The organism is Chryseobacterium sp. GW823-FHT05E08, from assembly GCF_058795655.1.
The window spans coordinates 281191-300419 of record NZ_JBXAHY010000003.1; the positions used below are offsets into that span (position 1 = coordinate 281191).

The window sequence follows — 19229 nt, forward strand, 5'->3', positions numbered from 1 at the left end:
TTTTCGATGTTGTTTTATTGACTTCATCCTGTCCTTTGTTAAGTCGCCACTTTGTGGCTCCTATTTTAATGTCCAAAAATATCTTTTAATGTCAGTTCTTTAAACTCTCCCATTTGGTTGACAGCTTCCATATTCAGGTTTTCTCTTTTCCCGATAATGGCCGTATTGAAATGAACAGGTTTTATGTCTGATTGATAAAACTGTTTCACATCATCAAATTTCAGACTTTGAATCTGTTGATAAATATCTTTTCTAAAATCATGCGAAATGCCTATTTTTTTTAACCTTAAGGTATTGAAGAAAATAGTAGTTCGTGTAATTCTTGTTGATGCAATTTGTTTTAAGGCGGCATTTCTGGCATTTTCAAACTGAGTTGGCACTTCAGGAAGTTCACTCATCAATTCGCTCATTGTGTCAACTGCAATCTGCAATTTATCGGGCTGGGTTCCGATGTATGTCGTAATATAATCTGGATGTCCCGATTCTGCGTTGGCAGCATAAGAAACGTATGCAGAATACGCCAAACTCTTGCTCTCACGGATCTCTTGGAAAACTATCGAAGACAATCCTCTTCCAAAATATTCATTGAAAACATTGATTTTTCCGAAGTTTGCGGTGTTGACCTCATTTCCTCTTCCGATCTTGCTCATTTCCATTTGAACCATATCGTAGTTCATGAAATAGACATTTCCTTTGGTCTCAGGTTCAGGATATTTTTTAGGATCAGGAATTTGAAGACTTGCCGTTTCAATATATTTTTCAATATAATTAGTAAAGTTTTCAAAGTTTTTTCCGTAGAAAAATACTTGATAAGGATAATCAAACAGTTTTTTCATTTTGTCTGTAAACACCTCAACATTGGTGCTTTCAAGCTCTTCTTTAGAAATAATATCTGTAAAACGAGAGAATTCTCCAAGCTTTGTATAGTTCGTCAAAGCCGTCATAATGCGGTTTTTATCTTTCTTTACTGCTTCACGATTTTCAAGAATGGTTTCTACAAACTGATTGTAAATTTCCTGATCTGACTTTACATTATGCATCCAGTGTTGAAGCAATCCAATTCCCTGTTCAAGGTTTTCTTCTAATCCGCTCAATGAGATCAAAAGTTGATCGGCAGAGGTTTTAAAATCGTTGCTTACCCCAATTTTAAAGAACTCTTTTTTAAGATCTTCGGGAGAAAATTTTTCGGTCCCGAGATATTGAAGAACTTGGGTAGAAATTCCCAAATCTCTGTCGTGATCACTTCCAAAAGGAAAAATAAAGTGAGCCTGAGCAATTTCGTTGTATTTATTTTTAACGAAACTTAGTTTTTTATCTTTAACGACATCCGTTTTTATTTCTTTTTGATAATCAATAAATTCTGGTTGGATGTCTCCTGTTTTTTCTGCTAAAATCTCCTGTAAAAATTCAGATTGCGCTTCACGGTTGATTTTTATTGGCGTAATTCCTGGGTTATCAACTCTTAATAATTTATCGTTAACTCCTTTTTCTTTGTTAATGATAACGTAATTATCTTTAAAGAATTCATTCGAAAAATCAACAACTTCTTCTTTGGTAACGGTAGAATATTCATCCATCTCGCTCAGTTCCTGTTCCCAAGATCTGCCTTTGATGTAAGTGTCGTAAAGATTAGTTGCAAGACCATCGGCTGTTTCCAGCGCTTTCATTCTTTGAAGTTTAAAATCATTGATGATGGCAGGAAGCATCCAATCCGGAAAATCTCCTTTTTTCAGCAATTCGATCTGCTCCAATACCATTTCTTTGGCTTCATTCAATGTCTGCATTTCTTTCGGAACAGCAACAATTGAAAAATATCCGTATTCTTTCAACCCAACCGAAAAAGCTTGTGCCCAAAGCATTCTTTGCGTCTGGTTAATATTTAAATCTAATAATCCTGCTTCTCCTCTATTGCTTAAAATATTTGCTACAATATCGGCTAATATCGCTTCTCGGCTTCCATAGCTCTCGGTTCTCCAAGCCAATTGAGTTCTTGGTGTCGTCGGGCTTTTTACTGTTCGCTCAACGATTTCAGTAAGTGGTTTTTCAATGATTGGGGTTTTCTTTGGTAATTCTTTGTAAGGAATAACTCCAAAATATTGATCTACAAGCTGAATTGTTTCTTCAAAATCCAGATCACCCACGAAAACCATTGCATAATTATTAGGAACATAATATTCATCAAAATATTTATGAATAGCCTTCATAGAAGGGTTTTTCAAATGCTCTGGCTTCCCTAGAGTCGTTTGCTGACCATTTGGATGGGTTGGAAAAAGAGCATCCATCAACTCATAATTCACCAATCTTGAATCATTATCCTGCGCTCTGTTGAACTCTTCGTAAACTGATTCTAATTCAGTGTGAAAAAGTCTTAACGTCAATTCAGAAAATCTTTCTTTCTCGACTTTAAGCCATTTTTCAAGTTCGTTATTCGGAATATTATTTTTGTAAACGGTTTCGTCAAACCAAGTGTGGGCATTCGTTCCGCTTGCGCCTAATGAAGAAATTACTTTATCATATTCATTTGCAATTGCATACTGACTCGCCTCCTGAGAAACCTCGTCTATTTTTGTATAGATTTCTTTCTTTTTTTCAGGATCTTGTTCTGCTTTATGTTGTTCATATAAGTCAGAAATCTGGTCTAGTAAAACCTTTTCTTTTTCCCAGTTTTGAGTTCCTAATCTTGAAGTCCCTTTAAACATCATATGTTCAAGATAATGTGCCAAACCTGTATTATCAGACGGATCGTTGTTGCTTCCCGTTCTTACAGGAATGTAGGTCTGAATCCTTGGAGCATCAAAATTCTGAGCAAGAAAAACCTTCAATCCGTTTTTCAGAGTATAGATTCTTACTTTATTTTCGTCCTGAGTTATGGTAGTATATTCGTAATTATTGTTATCGGTATGAATTGTCTCCTTATATCTTTTGTCGGTCATATATAAATTCATTTTCATTCTTTTAAGATTGGAATGTATACAAATGTAAGCAATCAAAAAAGAACACTTTCTACTTTTCCTATTATTACATCTATTGTGACGATAATTAATTACTTATTACCAATTACTCATTACTTATTTTTTCAGGAGCTGTTTCGCGCTATCCACTCATACTCCTCACGCCAACGTTCCCAACACCAAACCCACCCACTCTTCCACTTCATGTTGCGGGGTAACCGTTACTATCGCGGCTAGGCTTTTGTCTGTAAATTGTCATGAAGTCATCATATCAAATAGTTTTCTTCTATTAAACTTTGAAATTATTTTTCTTCCCAAAAGCCTTGTCAAGGTTTAAAACCTTGACAAGGCTCCCCAACAACAAAATCCATCTTTTCCTTCTCATCTTTCTTAGCCTTTTTCCAAAATAATTATCTAAGTTTGCATTAAGTTTTCCCAAAATTACAACCATGTCCGGAAACATTCTGATCATCGATGATGAGATCAAGCTCCTGAAATTACTAGGAATGATCCTTTCCCAAGAAAATTTTAACGTAAAAGAAGCTTCCACAGCGCGTTCTGCAATGACGATGCTCGAACAGTACGACTTTGATGTTGTGTTGAGTGATGTCCGGCTTCCCGATGCTTTCGGTGTTGATCTTGTGAAATCCATCAAAACAAAATATCCTCATCTTGAAATCATTTTGATGACCGCTTTCGGAAATATCACGGATGCTGTTCAGGCGATGAAAAACGGAGCTTACGATTATTTAGTAAAAGGTGACGATAACGAGAAAATTATTCCGTTGGTCTATAAAACATTGGAAAAAGCAAAAGACAATAAATCAAAGATTGTTCAAAAAAGTAATATTCAAAAAGGATTCAATCAAATTATTGGAATTTCTCCTTTAATTATTCAGGCTAAAAAATTGGCAGAGAGAGTTGCCTTAACAGATGCAACCGTTCTTTTAACAGGCGAAACCGGAACCGGAAAAGAGGTTTTTGCGAATGCAATTCACGAAGGAAGTGACAGAAAGAAGAATAATTTTGTTGCAATCAATTGTTCAGCATTTAGCAAAGAAATTTTAGAAAGCGAACTTTTCGGGCACAAGCAAGGTTCTTTTACAGGAGCTATAAAAGATAAAAAAGGGCTCGTAGAAGAAGCTAACGGCGGAACATTATTCCTTGATGAAATTGGTGAAATGCCCATCGAACTTCAGGCAAAATTACTTCGTGTGCTGGAAACCAAAGAATTCATGAAAATGGGCGAAACCAAAGTTTCCAAATCGGATTTCAGGTTAATTGCTGCCACCAACAGGAATTTAGAAGACGAAATAAAACAGGGACATTTCAGAGAAGATCTATATTTTAGGTTGAATGTTTTCGAAATCAATCTTCCCCCACTTCGCGAAAGAAAAGAAGACTTAAAAGTTTTAGCTAAAAATTTTATTGATATTTTTTCGAATAAACTGCATTTGTCTTCCGTTCAGGTTTCCCCGGAATACTATAAAGAATTAGAAAAAAACGACTGGAAAGGAAATATCCGGGAATTAAGAAATACCATCGAAAGAAGTTTAATCTTAATGAACGACAACATTTTAGATAAAGAAAGCCTGCCTCATTACTCTGAAAAAGTGACTTCTACAGAAAAAGATTCTTTGAGCATGCGATCTTTAGAAAAAGAACATATTCAAAAAGTGATTCAATACACCAAAGGAAACAAAGCCGAAGCCGCGAGATTGCTGGAAATCGGTATTGCAACGCTGTATCGCAAATTGGAAGAGTACGAACTGAGATGAGTTTGAGGATTTGAGAATTTTAGTGTTTGAGAGTTTGAAATTATTACGCTAAAATTCTCTTATAGCTTACTGCCTCTCACCTAAAACATCCTATCATTATAATAACGAGCCTATCATTTTGATAGGCTTTTCTGTTTTGTTACATTACCTTAAAATCTCGCAACACATTACCAGCAAAGCATTTACCTTGAATTTAGACAAAACGGTTCTTCTTTTGGCATTATGGATATAAATAAAATATTCTAAAAATGACAATTTCAAGAAAAACGTTCAAAAAACGGGAGCATTCAAAATTCAGCTTTTTGATTGTATCGTATGTACTTTTTACTTTATTAACCTTAATTGTAACATCATGATGCTCATTAGTTTAATACTGCTTTTCGCAGTACTGTTTTGGCTTTTATACAAATCTGTTGATTTTTTCGACAAAATATAAAAAATTATGTGGAGTTTATTTATCCTTTCAATACTAGCCTTTGGGTACATCTGTTATGTTTTAACGAAACCTGAAAAATTTTAATCAAAATCATGAATACAGAAATTTTAGGCATCATAGCGATGTTCGCGATCACATTAGTTATTGGGATTTTCTTAGGGAAATACATTGCTGATGTTTACGGTTATAAAAAGACTTTTTTAGATAAAATTTTTCAACCGATTGAAAATGCTATTTATAAAGTTTCAGGGATCAACCCTAACCGTCAGATGACTTGGAAACAGAATATGTTTGCCATGCTGGCCATTAATTTAGTTTGGTTCATCATTGGGTTTTTCATCCTATTAAATCAATCATTACTTCCCTTAAACCCAGACGGAAACCCGGATATGTCGCCCGATCTGGCTTTTAATACCGCAATTTCTTTCTTAGTAAACTGTAATCTACAGCATTATTCAGGAGAAACGGGAGTTAGTTATTTAAGTCAATTATACTTAATGTTTTTACAATTTGTAACAGCTGCTACCGGAATGGCTGCTATGGCCGTACTTTTCAAAGCATTTAAAGAAAAAACGACTACAGAATTAGGTAATTTCTTCGATTTTTTCACAAAATCAATGATCAGAATATTAATCCCGATCAGTATTTTGGTGGCTTTCATTCTTTCTGCTAATGGAACTCCGATGACTTTCGAAGGGAAAGACCATATCACCAATCTTGAAGGTCAGAAAGTTGATGTTTCCAGAGGTCCGGTTGCTGCTTTTGTGGCTATCAAACACTTAGGTACCAACGGAGGAGGTTTCTTTGGTGCCAACTCTGCGCATCCGTTAGAAAACCCCAATTACATGACCAATATGACGGAAATGGTTACTCAGATGATCATTCCTTTTGCGTTGGTTTTTGCCTTAGGTTTTTATTTAAAGAAAAGAAAACTTTCATGGACTATTTTCACCGTAATGACCATCGGTTTTCTGGCTCTTGCCGTTCCGAATGTTATGAATGAAACCAATGGAAATCCATTAATTACAGAAATGGGAACCGATAATCATTTGGGAGCTATGGAAGGGAAAGAAATCCGCTTCGGAAGTGCTTCTTCAGGATATTGGAGTATTGCAACAACCGTAATTTCTACAGGATCTGTGAATGCCATGCATGACAGTACGATGCCACTTTCAGGAATGAATCAGCTTTTAGCGATGATGATCAACTGTTTCTACGGTGGTTGTGGAGTCGGAATTCTTAACTATTTTATATTCATCATTCTTGCCGTATTTATGAGTGGCTTAATGGTCGGACGAACCCCCGAATTTATGGGTAAAAAGATCGAAGCTAAAGAAATGAAAATCGCGATGATCGTTGCTTTATTTCACCCTTTTTTAATTCTTGTAGGAACAGCTTTAACGGCTTATTTCCCTGAATTTGGAGCCAAGACATTAAACAATCCGGGATTCCATGGTTTTAGTGAAATGTTGTATGAATTCACTTCATCATCCGCCAACAACGGATCAGGATTTGAAGGATTGGGCGACAACACCCCTTGGTGGAATATCTCAACAGGAGTTGTGCTGCTGTTATCAAGATTTATCCCGATCATCGGTCCGATTGCAATTGCAGGATGTTTAGCTCAGAAAAAATACATCCCGGAAAGTGCAGGAACTTTAAAAACGGATACCGCAACTTTTGGATTTATGACTTTAGCGGTCATTCTTTTAATCGCTGCCCTGTCTTTCTTCCCTGCTCTTACATTGGGGCCAATTGCAGAACAACTTCAATATTTTGGGAATTAAGAGATTAACAGATTGAGAAATTTAGAAATTACTTCATACTAAATCTATCAAGGTAATGTTCAAATCAATCTCAAAGACAATCTAATTTCTTAATCTCTAAATTCCTAAATCTTTAAATTATTTAAAATCAATGAAAAATCAATCACAAACATTGTTTCAAAAAGATTTGATTAACGAAGCCATAAGACAGTCTTTCGTTAAGCTGAATCCGAAAATCATGTTTAAAAACCCTGTCATGTTTCTGGTAGAAATCGGAACAATCGTCATGTTCATCGTGAGCTTATTTAGCTTGTCAGGTGATAAAACACAGGGAAGTTTTACTTATAATTTCTTAGTATTTATTATCTTATTTTTCACAGTTTTATTTGCCAATTTCGCTGAAGCCATCGCGGAAGCAAGAGGAAAAGCACAGGCAGATACCTTGAGAAAAACCAGAGAGGAAACTCCGGCAAAATTAATAATAGACAACAAAGCTGGATTCCAAGTAGAAACAGCCTTAAAAATGTCTGCCGAAATGAAACTCGGAGATATTTTCCTTTGTGAAGCAGGTGATCAGATCCCTATGGATGGTGAAATTATCGAAGGTTTAGCAACAATCGATGAATCAGCCATTACAGGAGAAAGCGCCCCCGTTATCAGAGAATCAGGTGGAGATAAAAGTTCAGTAACAGGCGGTACAAAAGTACTTTCCGACAGAATAAAAGTAAAAGTCACCACAAAACCGGGTGAATCTTTTCTAGATAAAATGATTGCCCTTGTAGAAGGCGCATCAAGACAAAAAACACCTAACGAGATCGCTTTAACCATATTGTTAGCAGGATTTACCCTTACTTTCATTATCGTTACAGTTACTTTAAAACCTTTTGCAGATTATTCGCAGACGCCAATCACCATTGCGGCATTTATATCCCTTTTCGTTTGTTTGATACCCACAACGATTGGAGGTCTGCTTTCTGCGATTGGAATTGCCGGGATGGACAGAGCCTTAAGAGCCAACGTCATCACAAAAAGTGGTAAAGCGGTTGAAACTGCAGGAGATATTGATGTTCTATTGCTGGATAAAACAGGAACGATCACCATTGGAAACCGTAAAGCAACGCAATTTCATCCATCAAATAATATTGATATTAATGAATTTATAAAAGCTTCGGCATTAAGTTCTGTTGCCGATGAAACTCCGGAAGGAAAATCTATTATTGAATTAAGCCAATTACAATCTGAAGACTTACTTGTTCCAAATCCTGTCTACATTGATTTTACGGCAGAAACCAGAACTTCAGGTATTGATTTTGAAAACACAAGAATTAGAAAAGGAGCTTACGATACAATTAAAAAACTGACTGAAAAAGCCGGAAATATTTTCCCTCCCGAAACTCAGGAAGCAACAACTAAAATTTCTGAAAACGGGGGAACACCTTTAGTTGTTTCTGTTAATGAACAAGTTTGGGGCGTTATTGAACTTCAGGACATTATTAAAACAGGAATTCAGGAACGTTTTCAACGATTGAGAAAAATGGGTGTGAAAACGGTGATGGTAACGGGAGATAATCCTTTAACCGCCAAATTTATCGCAGAAAAAGCCGGTGTAGATGATTTTATCGCAGAAGCCAAACCTGAAGATAAGATGAATTACATCAAAAAAGAACAGCAGGAAGGTAAACTGGTTGCGATGATGGGTGATGGAACCAATGACGCTCCCGCTCTTGCTCAAGCCGATGTTGGTGTTGCGATGAACAGTGGAACTCAAGCCGCTAAAGAAGCCGGAAACATGGTTGATTTGGATAATGATCCAACAAAATTGATCGAGATTGTAGAAATCGGAAAACAATTATTAATGACCCGTGGAACCTTGACCACTTTCAGTATTGCGAATGATGTTGCTAAATATTTTGCCATTATTCCGGCATTGTTTATCACGTTTATTCCGGCACTTCAGAAATTGAATATCATGAATCTTCACACTCCGGAATCAGCTATTTTATCAGCCATTATTTTCAATGCGATTATCATTCCGATCCTGATTCCGTTGGCTTTAAAAGGTGTTGCTTATAAACCGATTGGGGCAAGTGCATTATTAAGAAGAAATCTTTTGATCTATGGTTTGGGAGGAATTATCGCACCATTCATCGGAATAAAGATTATCGATTTATTTATCAGTTTGTTCTTTTAAAAAGCTTGGAGTTGGAAGCTGGAGGTTGGAAGTGAATATAGCAACGTTTTAACTTCCATCCTCCCTCAATTAATTCAAAAAAATTTAATTAAAATGAAAAATCATATTATATCAGCATTCAGGTTAACATTAGTTATGTTAGTTATCGTTGGAATTTATTTAGGCATTGTTTACGCATGCTCAAAAGCATTACCAACCCAAGGAAACGCAGAAATTATCAACCATAACGGACAAAAATTTTATGCTAATATTGGTCAGGATTTTAAATCTGTAAAATATTTTCACGGTCGTCCGTCTGCTGTAGATTATAATGCAGCGGGAAGCGCAGGAAGCAACAAAGGACCAAGTAATGAAGAATATTTGCAAACGGTTCAAAAAAGAATTGACACTTTAAAAATGCAAAACCCAGAAATGAATACGGCGAAAGTTCCTGTAGAATTGGTAACCGCAAGCGGAAGTGGATTAGATCCTGATATTTCTGAAGAAGGTGCTTTATACCAAGCTAAAAGAATTGCTAAAGAAAGAAATCTTTCCCTTGAAAAAATTGAAAATCTTATTAATAATCAAACAGAAAAACCTCTTTTAGGACTTTTCGGGCCATCAAAGATTAATGTTTTAAAGCTAAATATTGCTTTGGATCAATTAAAATAAAATTATTAATTTTCTTAACGCTCCTAAGTCAAAAAAGGTTATCACTACCATGAAAAAATATATCATAACAAGTCTATTATTGGGAATATTTTTCTCAAAAGCTCAAACATCAGATTCATTAAAAACAAACAATAAAGTTACTTTTTCGGCGTATGCTGAACTATTTTACACGTATGATTTTAATGAACCTTACAATCATCTCCGTCAGAATTTTTTATACTCATATAATCGTCATAATGAACTGAATCTTAATTTAGGACTTGTAAAAGCAGCTTATCAAAGTGAAAATTTACGCGCTAATTTTGCGTTAATGGCTGGAACTTATGCTCAAGACAATATGGCTGCAGAACAGGAAGCATTACGTTACGTAAATGAGGCTAATATTGGAATTAAAATTTCCAAAAACAAAAATTTATGGATCGATGCCGGAATAATGCCTTCTCACATCGGTTGGGAAAGCGCGATCGGAAAAGATAATATTAATCTGACCAGGAGTTTCGCCGCAGAAAATTCGCCTTATTTTGAAACGGGAGCAAAAATTTCCTACACTTCAGACAATGGAAAATGGTTTGTAAGCGGATTAGTTCTGAATGGATGGCAACGTATCGCAAAACCTGAAGGCAATCAAAACATTTCTTTCGGACATCAATTAACCTATAAACCGAATGAAAAAATTACATTAAACAGCAGTTCATTCATCGGAAACGATAAATCAAAAGAAGAGAAAAAAATGCGTTATTTTCATGATTTGTATGGAAGTTTTCAATTGACAGAAAAGTTTTCGACTGTTCTAGGTTTTGACATCGGAGCCGAGCAGAAATTAAAAGGAAGTGAACAATATAATATTTGGTATAGTCCGAATATTTTAATGAAATATCAATTAGATAATAAATGGGCATTGGCCGGAAGATTGGAATATTACAACGATAAAAACGGAGTAATTATCAACACGAAAACACCCAACGGTTTTCAGACCTATGGATATTCTCTGAATGTTGATTATGCGATCTTAAAGAATGTCGTATTCCGTACCGAGGCGAGGGGTTTTACGTCAAAAGATGCGATCTTTGCAAAGAACGGTGAACTTAAACAAGGAAACTTTTTTATTACAACGAGTTTAGCCGCTTGGTTTTAAAAAGCGGGAAGTCTGAAGTTGGATGCTGGAAGTAAATAATACGCAATAATAACTTCCATCACCCAACTTCCTGCTTCCAACAACACCTATGTTTCAAAAAATAAAATTAAAAAGAATAAAATCAATGTCATCATCAGCAAAGCAGTTTTTAGAGCTCATTCAAAAATCCAAAAAAGGAAAATTTAAGATCTACATTGGGATGAGTGCAGGTGTTGGAAAAACGTTCCGAATGCTTCAGGAAGCCCATGCTTTGTTAAGAAACGGCATTGATGTGAAGATTGGCTACATTGAAACTCATGGAAGAGAAGAAACCGTAGCTTTAGTAGACGGAATTCCTGAAATTGCGAGAAGATCTGCTTTTTATAAAGGCAAAAATCTTGAAGAAATGGATCTTCAGACAATTATCAATGAACATCCGGAAGTTGTTTTGGTGGATGAATTGGCACACACCAATGTAGAAGGTTCAAAAAATAAAAAAAGATGGCAGGATGTATTGGAAATCCTGGACAACGGGATCAACGTCATCAGTGCGATGAATATTCAGCATATTGAAAGTTTGAATGAAGAGGTAAAAAAAATCACAGGAATTGAGGTTTCAGAACGCGTTCCAGATAAAATTTTAGCCTTAGCCGATGAAGTGGTGAATATCGATTTAACCGCTGACGAACTTTTAACCAGACTGAAAGAAGGTAAGATTTACAAAAAAGAAAAAATTCAGACCGCTTTAAATAATTTCTTTCAAAGCGGACACATTTTACAGCTTCGTGAATTGGCTTTGAAAGAAGTTGCCACTCACGTTGAAAAGAAGGTGGAAACAGAGGTTAAGACTGAAAATTTTAAACCTATAAAATTTCTCGCATGCATCAGCAGTAACGAAAAAATCGCCAAAAATATCATCCGGAAAACCTCAAGATTGGCGAGTTATTATAACAGTCCGTGGACGGTTTTATATGTGCAGAAACCTTCTGAAAATCCTGAAAAAATAGCCTTAGATAAGCAAAGATATTTGATTAATAATTTTAATTTAGCACAGGAATTAGGTGCAAAAGTGATCCGAATAAAAGAAAACAGTGTGCATAAAGGAATTTTAGATTATGTAGTTGAGCATAATATCACCACAGTCTGCATCGGAAAACCCCACGCAAAGCTTTGGCAGAGACTTTCCGGCTACAGTTGGATCTACACCCTGATGAACCGATTGAATGAGCGACAGATCGATATTATTATTTTATCTTAAACACAATGAAAATTAAAACCAAACTTACCCTCGGCGTAGGTCTTTTATTCTTACTGATCGTTTTACTTTCGGTGATCGGCTCTGTGTATATCAATAAATTAAAATCTGATACCGAAAAAATTCTTACCGCCAATTACAACAGTTTAGAATTCTCCAAAAACATGTTGTTGGCACTGGATAAAATAAGTACAGACAGCGCAATTGCCATCAAAGATTTCAAAAAAAATAATGCTTTACAGGAAAAAAATCTCACTGAATTTGGTGAAAAAGAAGCCACTCAAAATCTTAATCTGCATTTCGACAGCTATTTAAAACATCCCACCAACGAAAAAGAAAAACTCATCCGAGAAGATCTGGCTAAAATCATGTCATTGAATATGAAAGGCATTGAACGCAAGAGTGATATCGCCATTATCACCGCAGAAAATGCCACTTTCTGGATCGTAAGTATTGGAACAGTTTGTTTTTTGATCGCTTTTACTTTGTTGTTTAATTTACCTCAAACCATTGCAGAACCTATTAATCAGCTGACTTTCAGTATTAAGCAAATTGCGAATAAAAATTATAATGAAAGGGTTCATTTTAAAGGAAGTGAAGAGTTTAATGACCTTGCCAATTCTTTCAACATCATGGCGGAAAAGCTGCAGGAATATGAAAGCAGCACCCTTTCTACCCAATTGATGGATAAAAAAAGGATTGAAACATTGGTTAATAATATGCACGACGCTGTAATTGGACTCGATGAAAATCATTTTATTTACATGATCAACGATGAAGCTTTAAAAATTACCAACCTCAGAAAAGAAGAAATCATCGGGAAAACAGCACATGAAGTGGCGATCAACAATGATTTAGTAAGAGAACTTTTAAAAAACATCGATCATCCAGTAAAAGAACCTATAAAAATTGTCACTGATAATAAAGAAAATTATTTTGAACAGGAAATTGTTCCCATCAACATTGTAAAAACCGGCGAAAAAGAGAAAAAATACATCGGAAAAGTAATTTTACTCCGAAATATTACGCCTTTTAAAGAATTGGATTTTGCTAAAACTAATTTTATCGCAACCATTTCTCACGAACTGAAAACTCCAATTTCTGCCATTAAAATGGGAGTTCAGTTATTAGGCAATCAAAAATTCGGTGAACTGAATGAGCAACAAAAAGAATTGTTGAAAAGCATTAACGAAGACGGACAGCGTTTATTGGATATTACTGGAGAACTCCTGAATTTATCACAAGTTGAAACAGGAAATATCAGATTACATATTGAAAGTTGTTCGCCCAAAAATATTGTTCAGACCGCCATTAAAAATGTTGAAAAGCTGGCTGAACAGAAAAATATAGCTATTAATTTCCAATATAATTTAGAGGAAAACAATTTTGTTTCTGCCGATTTTGATAAAACGGTTTGGGTGATGAATAATTTTTTGAGCAATGCCATAAAACATTCTTTTCAGGATGAAAATATTCAGATTTTGGTTGAAAAATCAGATGCATATGTAACATTCAGCATCACCGATACAGGAAGCGGAATTGATGAAAAATACCATCGCCAGATCTTCGACCGTTATTTTCAGGTTCCCGGAGAGCATCAAAACGGAACAGGTTTAGGCTTGGCGATTTCCAAAAATTTCATTGAAAAACAAAATGGCGAAATTGGTGTGAACAGCTCGCTGAATCAGGGAAGTACTTTTTATTTTAAGTTGCCTTTGGTGTAGAATAAATATTTAAAATAAAATTTTCTAAATTTGAATTAAATTCGCAACAGATGAAAACGTCAGATTTAAAAATCGATTTAATAAATAGGATCACCCAATTAAAGGAAATCCGACTCATCGAAGAGATTCAAAAACTTTTAGATTTTGAATTGGATAAGAATGATTATATCCTTAACGACTCTCAAAAAGACAGAATTGCCGAAGCGAGAGAAGAATATAAAAGTTCCGCTTACCTTACGGAAGATAAAGCCAATCAAGATATTGAAGAATGGCTAAAAGAAAAGTAATCTGGACACTCAAAGCCAATATCGAAAGAAAAGAAATTCTTGAATATTGGATTCTTAGAAACAAATCTAAAACCTTCAGTATAAAACTTAACAAGCTAATTGTTGAGACCATTAAACTATTAGCAGAACATCCTACAATTGGCAGAAAAACTGACATTAAAGATGTTAGGGTTAAGATTATTAGAGACTATTTGATTTTCTATGAATTTTCAAAATCTGAATTAATTATACTTTCAATCTGGGATGGAAGAAGAGAGAAAAATATTTTATAAAAAAGCAATTATACAAAATACTGTTAGCGAATATTATAAGTATCTTCGATTCATTAAAACTAATCAATACTTATGAAAAGAATTCTTCTCTTCACCTTATTTAGCTTATTTCTTTTTACAGAAAAAATCTATTCACAGGAAACTCCTGCTTCCTATGTTGAAAAAGCCATTCAGCTCATGGAGCAGAATTCCGTTAATAAAAAGAGTATTGATTGGGCAACAATAAAACAAACTTATCTGAAACAAGCTAACGAAAAGAAAACCATTAGAGAAACTTATCCTATTATTAGAGATATTCTTGGAAAACTAGGTGATCATCATTCAAAATTTTATGAACCTGAAGTCATTGAAGCTTATTTAAAAAGATTTAAAGACGTTGGCGTGGAATTCCCTTATCCAAAAGACAGTTTGATTGATAAAAATATGGCTTATATCACAGTACCCGCCATCGGAAATATGAATCAGGATGACTGGAACGAATATGTACAGATTTTTTTCGATAAGGTAAAAAAATTAGATCAAGCTAATCCAAAGCTTTGGATCATTGATCTTAGAGATAATGAAGGAGGAATGTTTTCTCCCATGTTAAAATCAATTCGCCCTTTTTTAGATACCGATAATGCATCAGGATCTATGGATAATTCTGGAGCGATAAGTTTTTTTATGAGTAAAAATGATGGTATTTATTTCGGGAAACAAAAAATAGGCGCGATTCCTATTTCGGATATTAAAATCAAGAATAAAAATAAACCCATTTATATTTTAACCAATAAGAAAACATCAAGTTCAGGAGAATTTGTAGTCGCTAGTTTTAAAGGACAGAAAAATGTAAAAATCGTAGGCTGTAATACGCAAGGATTAACCTCAGATAATTCAGAATTTAAATTGCCGGACAATGCCTTTTTAGTCATTACAACAGGAACTTTAATTGACCGCACGAAATATCCTTATAAAGAAGTGGGAAAAGGAATTTCTGATGATATTGAAGTTAAAAGTGATCAATTAAATGATTACATCAGCAAAATAAAAACACTATAAACTCCAATCCTAAAACATTAATTTCACATGAATCATTTTAAAATTTTCTCAACACTTATATTAATTTTAACTCTGCATTTTCAAGGATTTGGACAGGCCTTTTCATTGGAACAGCTAGAAAAATTCAATAAAATGGATATGCCATCATTTAAAGTTGAAATTAAAAAGATGAAATATTCTTATTACGACAAAACTGAAAGTTCAGAATTCAATTTATATGAATACGACAGTCCGGATTTTCAATATAAGATCGGAAAATTTGAATATACAAATGAAAAGTCGGCAGACCGAGTTGAGTTTCAGTTTAAAAATAAAAATGAGTATGATCAATACTTAAAAACAATAACCGATTTAGGCTACAAAAAAACCGAAACCGGAAAAATTCCCGGCGGAGAAACTTTTGTTGATTATTTTAAAAATAAACTTCACATTAGGTTTATTTTCCCACCGGCAGGACAAAAGAATGAACCTTATACTATTTTAGTTTTTAAGTAAATTTGCTTTAATGAGCAGTTTAATTTATCAATCCATTCAACCAGATTCATCGCTTCAAGATTTTGTTGAAAGCTTCTGGATGCTGGATAATCCGTCAGAAAATAAGGAAGTTATTCTTCTCCCCGACGGCAGGATCGATTTGATCTTTTCTCAGTCGTTAAAAGAACCTTTTCATATTGTTTTATTGGGAATTTGTACACATCCCGAACAAATCGTAATTGCTGAAAAAACTAAAATGTTTGCCGTAAGTTTTAATTTATTGGCCGCAGAATATATTCTTCATACTTCAGTTTCGGAACTACTAAATGAAGTGAAAAGGTTACCTCTTGATTTCTGGAATTTTTCGGTTAATGACTTAAACGATTTTGAAAAATTTTGTCAAAAAGCATCCGAAAAAATACAGGAAGAACTTCAGTCTCAAAAAACGGATGAAAGAAAATTGAATTTATTTGATCTTATTTATTCTGAAAAAGGTGCGTTAACCGTAAAAGAGCTTTCAGAAAAAGTAATCTGGAGCGAACGGCAAATTAACCGTTATTTTAACCAGCAATTTGGTATTTCATTAAAATCATATTGTGGAATTCTGCGTTTCAGAGCTTCTTTTCAACATATTAAAGAAGGAAAATTATTTCCTGAGCAGAATTTTACAGATCAATCTCATTTCATCAAAGAGATTAAAAAACTATCCGGATTTCTTCCAAAAGAACTCAATCAAAATAAAAACGACCGATTTATACAATTTTCAATTCTTCCTGAAAAGTAATTTTGTATCATAATTTAAACGTTATGATAATACAAAATAAAAAAATAGCCATTGTCGGCGGTGGTCCCGGAGGATTGACTTTAGCCAGACTTTTACAGTTAAAAAATGCTGAGGTAAAAGTATATGAAAGAGATATCAACAAAGAAGTTCGTGTGCAAGGAGCAACGTTGGATTTACATGAAGAATCAGGTTTAGAAGCCCTTCGTAGAGCCGGATTAATGGATGGTTTCAAAGCACATTACCGTCCCAATGCAGGAAAATTAAAAGTAATAGATAAAAATCTGAATATTTATTTAAATGAACATTCCGAGAAAAACTCTCATTCCGAGGACCGACCTGAAATTGACAGAGCTCCACTCCGTAAGATATTATTAGGATCTTTACAACCTGATACTGTGGTTTGGGACAGTCATTTTCTCTCCATGGAAAAGCATGAGAATGGCTGGTTATTGCATTTCAAAAAAGGAACTTCTTACTATGCAGATATCGTGATTGCTACAGATGGAGCCAACTCTAAAATCCGACCTTACGTTACAGATATTCAGCCTATTTATTCAGGAGTAACGATGGTCGAAGGTAATATTTACAATGCTGAAATGAATTCTCCAAAAATTTGGAAACTCGTTGAGGGTGGTAAAGTTTTCGCTTTGGATGATGAAAAGACCTTATTGTTCAGTACCAAAGAAGATGGAACCTTGACTTTCTACACTGGCTGTAACACTGACGAACATTGGGTAAAAAATTCTGGAATAGATTTCACTCAAAAACAGCAGGTCGCAGAATGGTTCAAAAAAGAATACAGTTCATGGGATGAAATCTGGCAGGAATTATTTGAAAGTGATGAAATTTCGATTATTCCACGTCCGCAATACCACTACCCTCTTAATCAAAAATGGGAAACACTTCCGAATATAAGAATGCCACCTTATGCCGGAGAAGGCGTGAATATGGCAATGCAAGATGCTTACGAATTGGCTGGATGCTTAACAAATGATGAATTTAAAGATATAAAAACTGCCATTTCATCTTATGAAAATAAAATGCTCGAAAGAGCTTCTGAGGTTACAAGATTAACCTTAGAAAATACGGTATTGATGCATTCTGAAAATGCGATTGAAAATCTTATGAAAATTTTTAATGGTGGATAAAATGTATTTCAGGTTTCGGGCGGGAGCTTCGCTCCCGCCCGAAACTAAAAACAGAAAGATGATCAATATAAATTGATTATATTCGATTATAAATTATTTTAAGAAAAAGCAATCACCAGACATGAGCATTCAGGATATCTATCAAAAAACTATAAAATTTGCAGCGCAAAAACATACAGATCAAAACCAAACCATTCCGGGAACTGATCTTCCTTACGTTGTCCACTTGAGTAACGTTGCCATGGAAATCTTATTGGCTTCCGAAAAAACAGAAAATTTTGATGGTGAATTGGCTGTTCAAATTGCTTTACTTCATGATGTTCTGGAAGATACTCCAACAATCTATGAAGAACTTGAAAACATTTTTAGTAAACCTGTTGCCGAAGGTGTTTTAGCGTTAACTAAAAATGCAGATCTGGAAAAAGATCAAAAAATGATGGATAGTTTAAACCGCATAAAAAAGCTTCCCAAAGAAGTCTGGGCTGTAAAGTTGGCGGATAGAATTACGAATCTTCAACCACCACCCGCTCATTGGTCTGAAGAAAAAATCAAAAAATATAAAGCCGAAGCCGAAATCATTCTCCAAGAACTTCGTGGTGGAAATGAATATCTGGAAAAAAGATTGGAACAGAAAATTAAAGAATACAATCAATAGAAAATAACCTGTCAAAAAAAACATAAAAATGGACGCAATTTTTTTTGCCACACCCAGTGATTTCAGAGAATGGCTCGAGAAAAACCATGCCACTGAAAAAGAATTGTTGGTAGGATTTTATAAAGTCGGAACCAAAAAACCATCGATGATCTGGTCTGAAGCCGTTGATCAGGCATTATGTTTTGGGTGGATCGATAGCGTGAGAAGATCAATTGATGAAGAAAGTTACAGCAACCGTTTCACACCAAGGAAACCGACAAGTATCTGGAGTGTTATCAACATCAAAAAAGCGGAAGAACTGACCAAAGCCGGATTAATGAAGCCCGAAGGTTTAAAAGCATTTGAGCTAAGAAAAGAAGAAAGATCTGCCATTTATTCTCACGAAAAAGAAATTGCAACGCTCGATCCCATTTATGAAAAACAGTTTAAAGCCAATACAAAAGCTTGGGAATTTTTCAATAATCAAGCGCCGTCTTATAAAAAAGTAATGCTTCATTGGATTATGAGTGCCAAGCAGGAAAAGACACGGATTTCAAGACTGGAGAAAACTATTCAGGAGAGTGAGCTAGGAAAAAGAGTACAATAAAAATTTCATCAAAATACAAAATCAATACAGATAAGAATCCCTAATAGCCGTATTTTCTGTTGAAGGGTTTGCAAATATTGTCATAACTTTGAGGTCAATTAAATTAAAAGAAGATAAAA

16 protein-coding genes are annotated in these 19229 nt (G+C 34.7%); 15 read left to right on the top strand and 1 reads right to left on the bottom strand.

All coding sequences use genetic code 11. The annotated features are described in order from the left end of the window. Positions 1 to 65: 65 nt before the first annotated feature. Positions 66 to 2945 (bottom strand): M16 family metallopeptidase, encoded by a 2880-nt coding sequence (locus AC1Q7L_RS11715; protein ID WP_492306107.1) that lies wholly within the window; start codon positions 2943 to 2945, stop codon positions 66 to 68. A 455-nt stretch (positions 2946 to 3400) separates the two neighbouring features. Here AC1Q7L_RS11715 and AC1Q7L_RS11720 point away from each other — a divergent pair, with 455 nt between their 5' ends. From AC1Q7L_RS11720 to AC1Q7L_RS11790, 15 genes are all read left to right on the top strand, one after another. Then, on the top strand, positions 3401 to 4729 hold the full coding sequence (locus AC1Q7L_RS11720) for a sigma-54-dependent transcriptional regulator (protein WP_410693333.1): 1329 nt from the start codon (positions 3401 to 3403) through the stop codon (positions 4727 to 4729). Positions 4730 to 5257: 528 nt separating this feature from the next. Further along, complete coding sequence (gene kdpA / locus AC1Q7L_RS11725) at positions 5258 to 6952, top strand: potassium-transporting ATPase subunit KdpA (RefSeq protein ID WP_492306108.1); 1695 nt, start codon at positions 5258 to 5260, stop codon at positions 6950 to 6952. Between the two features lie 130 nt (positions 6953 to 7082). Beyond that, positions 7083 to 9122 (top strand): potassium-transporting ATPase subunit KdpB, encoded by a 2040-nt coding sequence (gene kdpB / locus AC1Q7L_RS11730; protein ID WP_492306109.1) that lies wholly within the window; start codon positions 7083 to 7085, stop codon positions 9120 to 9122. A gap of 93 nt (positions 9123 to 9215) precedes the next feature. Continuing rightward, positions 9216 to 9773 carry a potassium-transporting ATPase subunit KdpC gene (gene kdpC / locus AC1Q7L_RS11735; protein WP_492306110.1) on the top strand — a complete coding sequence of 186 codons (558 nt, stop codon included), beginning with the start codon at positions 9216 to 9218 and terminating at the stop codon, positions 9771 to 9773. 49 nt (positions 9774 to 9822) lie between these two features. Then, on the top strand, positions 9823 to 10908 hold the full coding sequence (locus AC1Q7L_RS11740; protein WP_492306111.1) for a porin: 1086 nt from the start codon (positions 9823 to 9825) through the stop codon (positions 10906 to 10908). A gap of 124 nt (positions 10909 to 11032) precedes the next feature. After that, positions 11033 to 12145 carry a sensor protein KdpD gene (locus tag AC1Q7L_RS11745; protein WP_410693328.1) on the top strand — a complete coding sequence of 371 codons (1113 nt, stop codon included), beginning with the start codon at positions 11033 to 11035 and terminating at the stop codon, positions 12143 to 12145. 5 nt (positions 12146 to 12150) lie between these two features. Further along, a complete protein-coding gene (locus AC1Q7L_RS11750) occupies positions 12151 to 13866 on the top strand; it encodes a HAMP domain-containing sensor histidine kinase (protein ID WP_492306112.1) in 1716 nt (571 codons plus the stop codon). A 50-nt stretch (positions 13867 to 13916) separates the two neighbouring features. After that, positions 13917 to 14153, top strand: coding sequence for a hypothetical protein (locus AC1Q7L_RS11755; RefSeq protein ID WP_492306113.1), 237 nt, complete (start codon positions 13917 to 13919; stop codon positions 14151 to 14153). Then, positions 14135 to 14425 carry a type II toxin-antitoxin system RelE/ParE family toxin gene (locus AC1Q7L_RS11760; RefSeq protein WP_082891239.1) on the top strand — a complete coding sequence of 97 codons (291 nt, stop codon included), beginning with the start codon at positions 14135 to 14137 and terminating at the stop codon, positions 14423 to 14425. The genes AC1Q7L_RS11755 and AC1Q7L_RS11760 overlap by 19 nt, the downstream gene beginning before the upstream one ends. A gap of 72 nt (positions 14426 to 14497) precedes the next feature. Next, entirely contained in the window at positions 14498 to 15463 is a 966-nt protein-coding gene (locus AC1Q7L_RS11765; RefSeq protein WP_492306114.1) for a S41 family peptidase, read from the top strand. A gap of 27 nt (positions 15464 to 15490) precedes the next feature. Then, positions 15491 to 15958, top strand: coding sequence for a hypothetical protein (locus tag AC1Q7L_RS11770; RefSeq protein ID WP_492306115.1), 468 nt, complete (start codon positions 15491 to 15493; stop codon positions 15956 to 15958). A gap of 10 nt (positions 15959 to 15968) precedes the next feature. Further along, positions 15969 to 16721 carry a DUF6597 domain-containing transcriptional factor gene (locus AC1Q7L_RS11775; RefSeq protein WP_492306116.1) on the top strand — a complete coding sequence of 251 codons (753 nt, stop codon included), beginning with the start codon at positions 15969 to 15971 and terminating at the stop codon, positions 16719 to 16721. Between the two features lie 23 nt (positions 16722 to 16744). Next, positions 16745 to 17869: an FAD-dependent oxidoreductase gene (locus AC1Q7L_RS11780; protein WP_492306117.1), complete on the top strand. Its 1125-nt coding sequence runs from the start codon at positions 16745 to 16747 to the stop codon at positions 17867 to 17869. 121 nt (positions 17870 to 17990) lie between these two features. Next, on the top strand, positions 17991 to 18524 hold the full coding sequence (locus tag AC1Q7L_RS11785; RefSeq protein ID WP_492306118.1) for an HD domain-containing protein: 534 nt from the start codon (positions 17991 to 17993) through the stop codon (positions 18522 to 18524). 28 nt (positions 18525 to 18552) lie between these two features. Next, complete coding sequence (locus AC1Q7L_RS11790) at positions 18553 to 19110, top strand: YdeI/OmpD-associated family protein (protein WP_492306119.1); 558 nt, start codon at positions 18553 to 18555, stop codon at positions 19108 to 19110. The last annotated feature ends 119 nt before the right edge of the window (positions 19111 to 19229 follow it).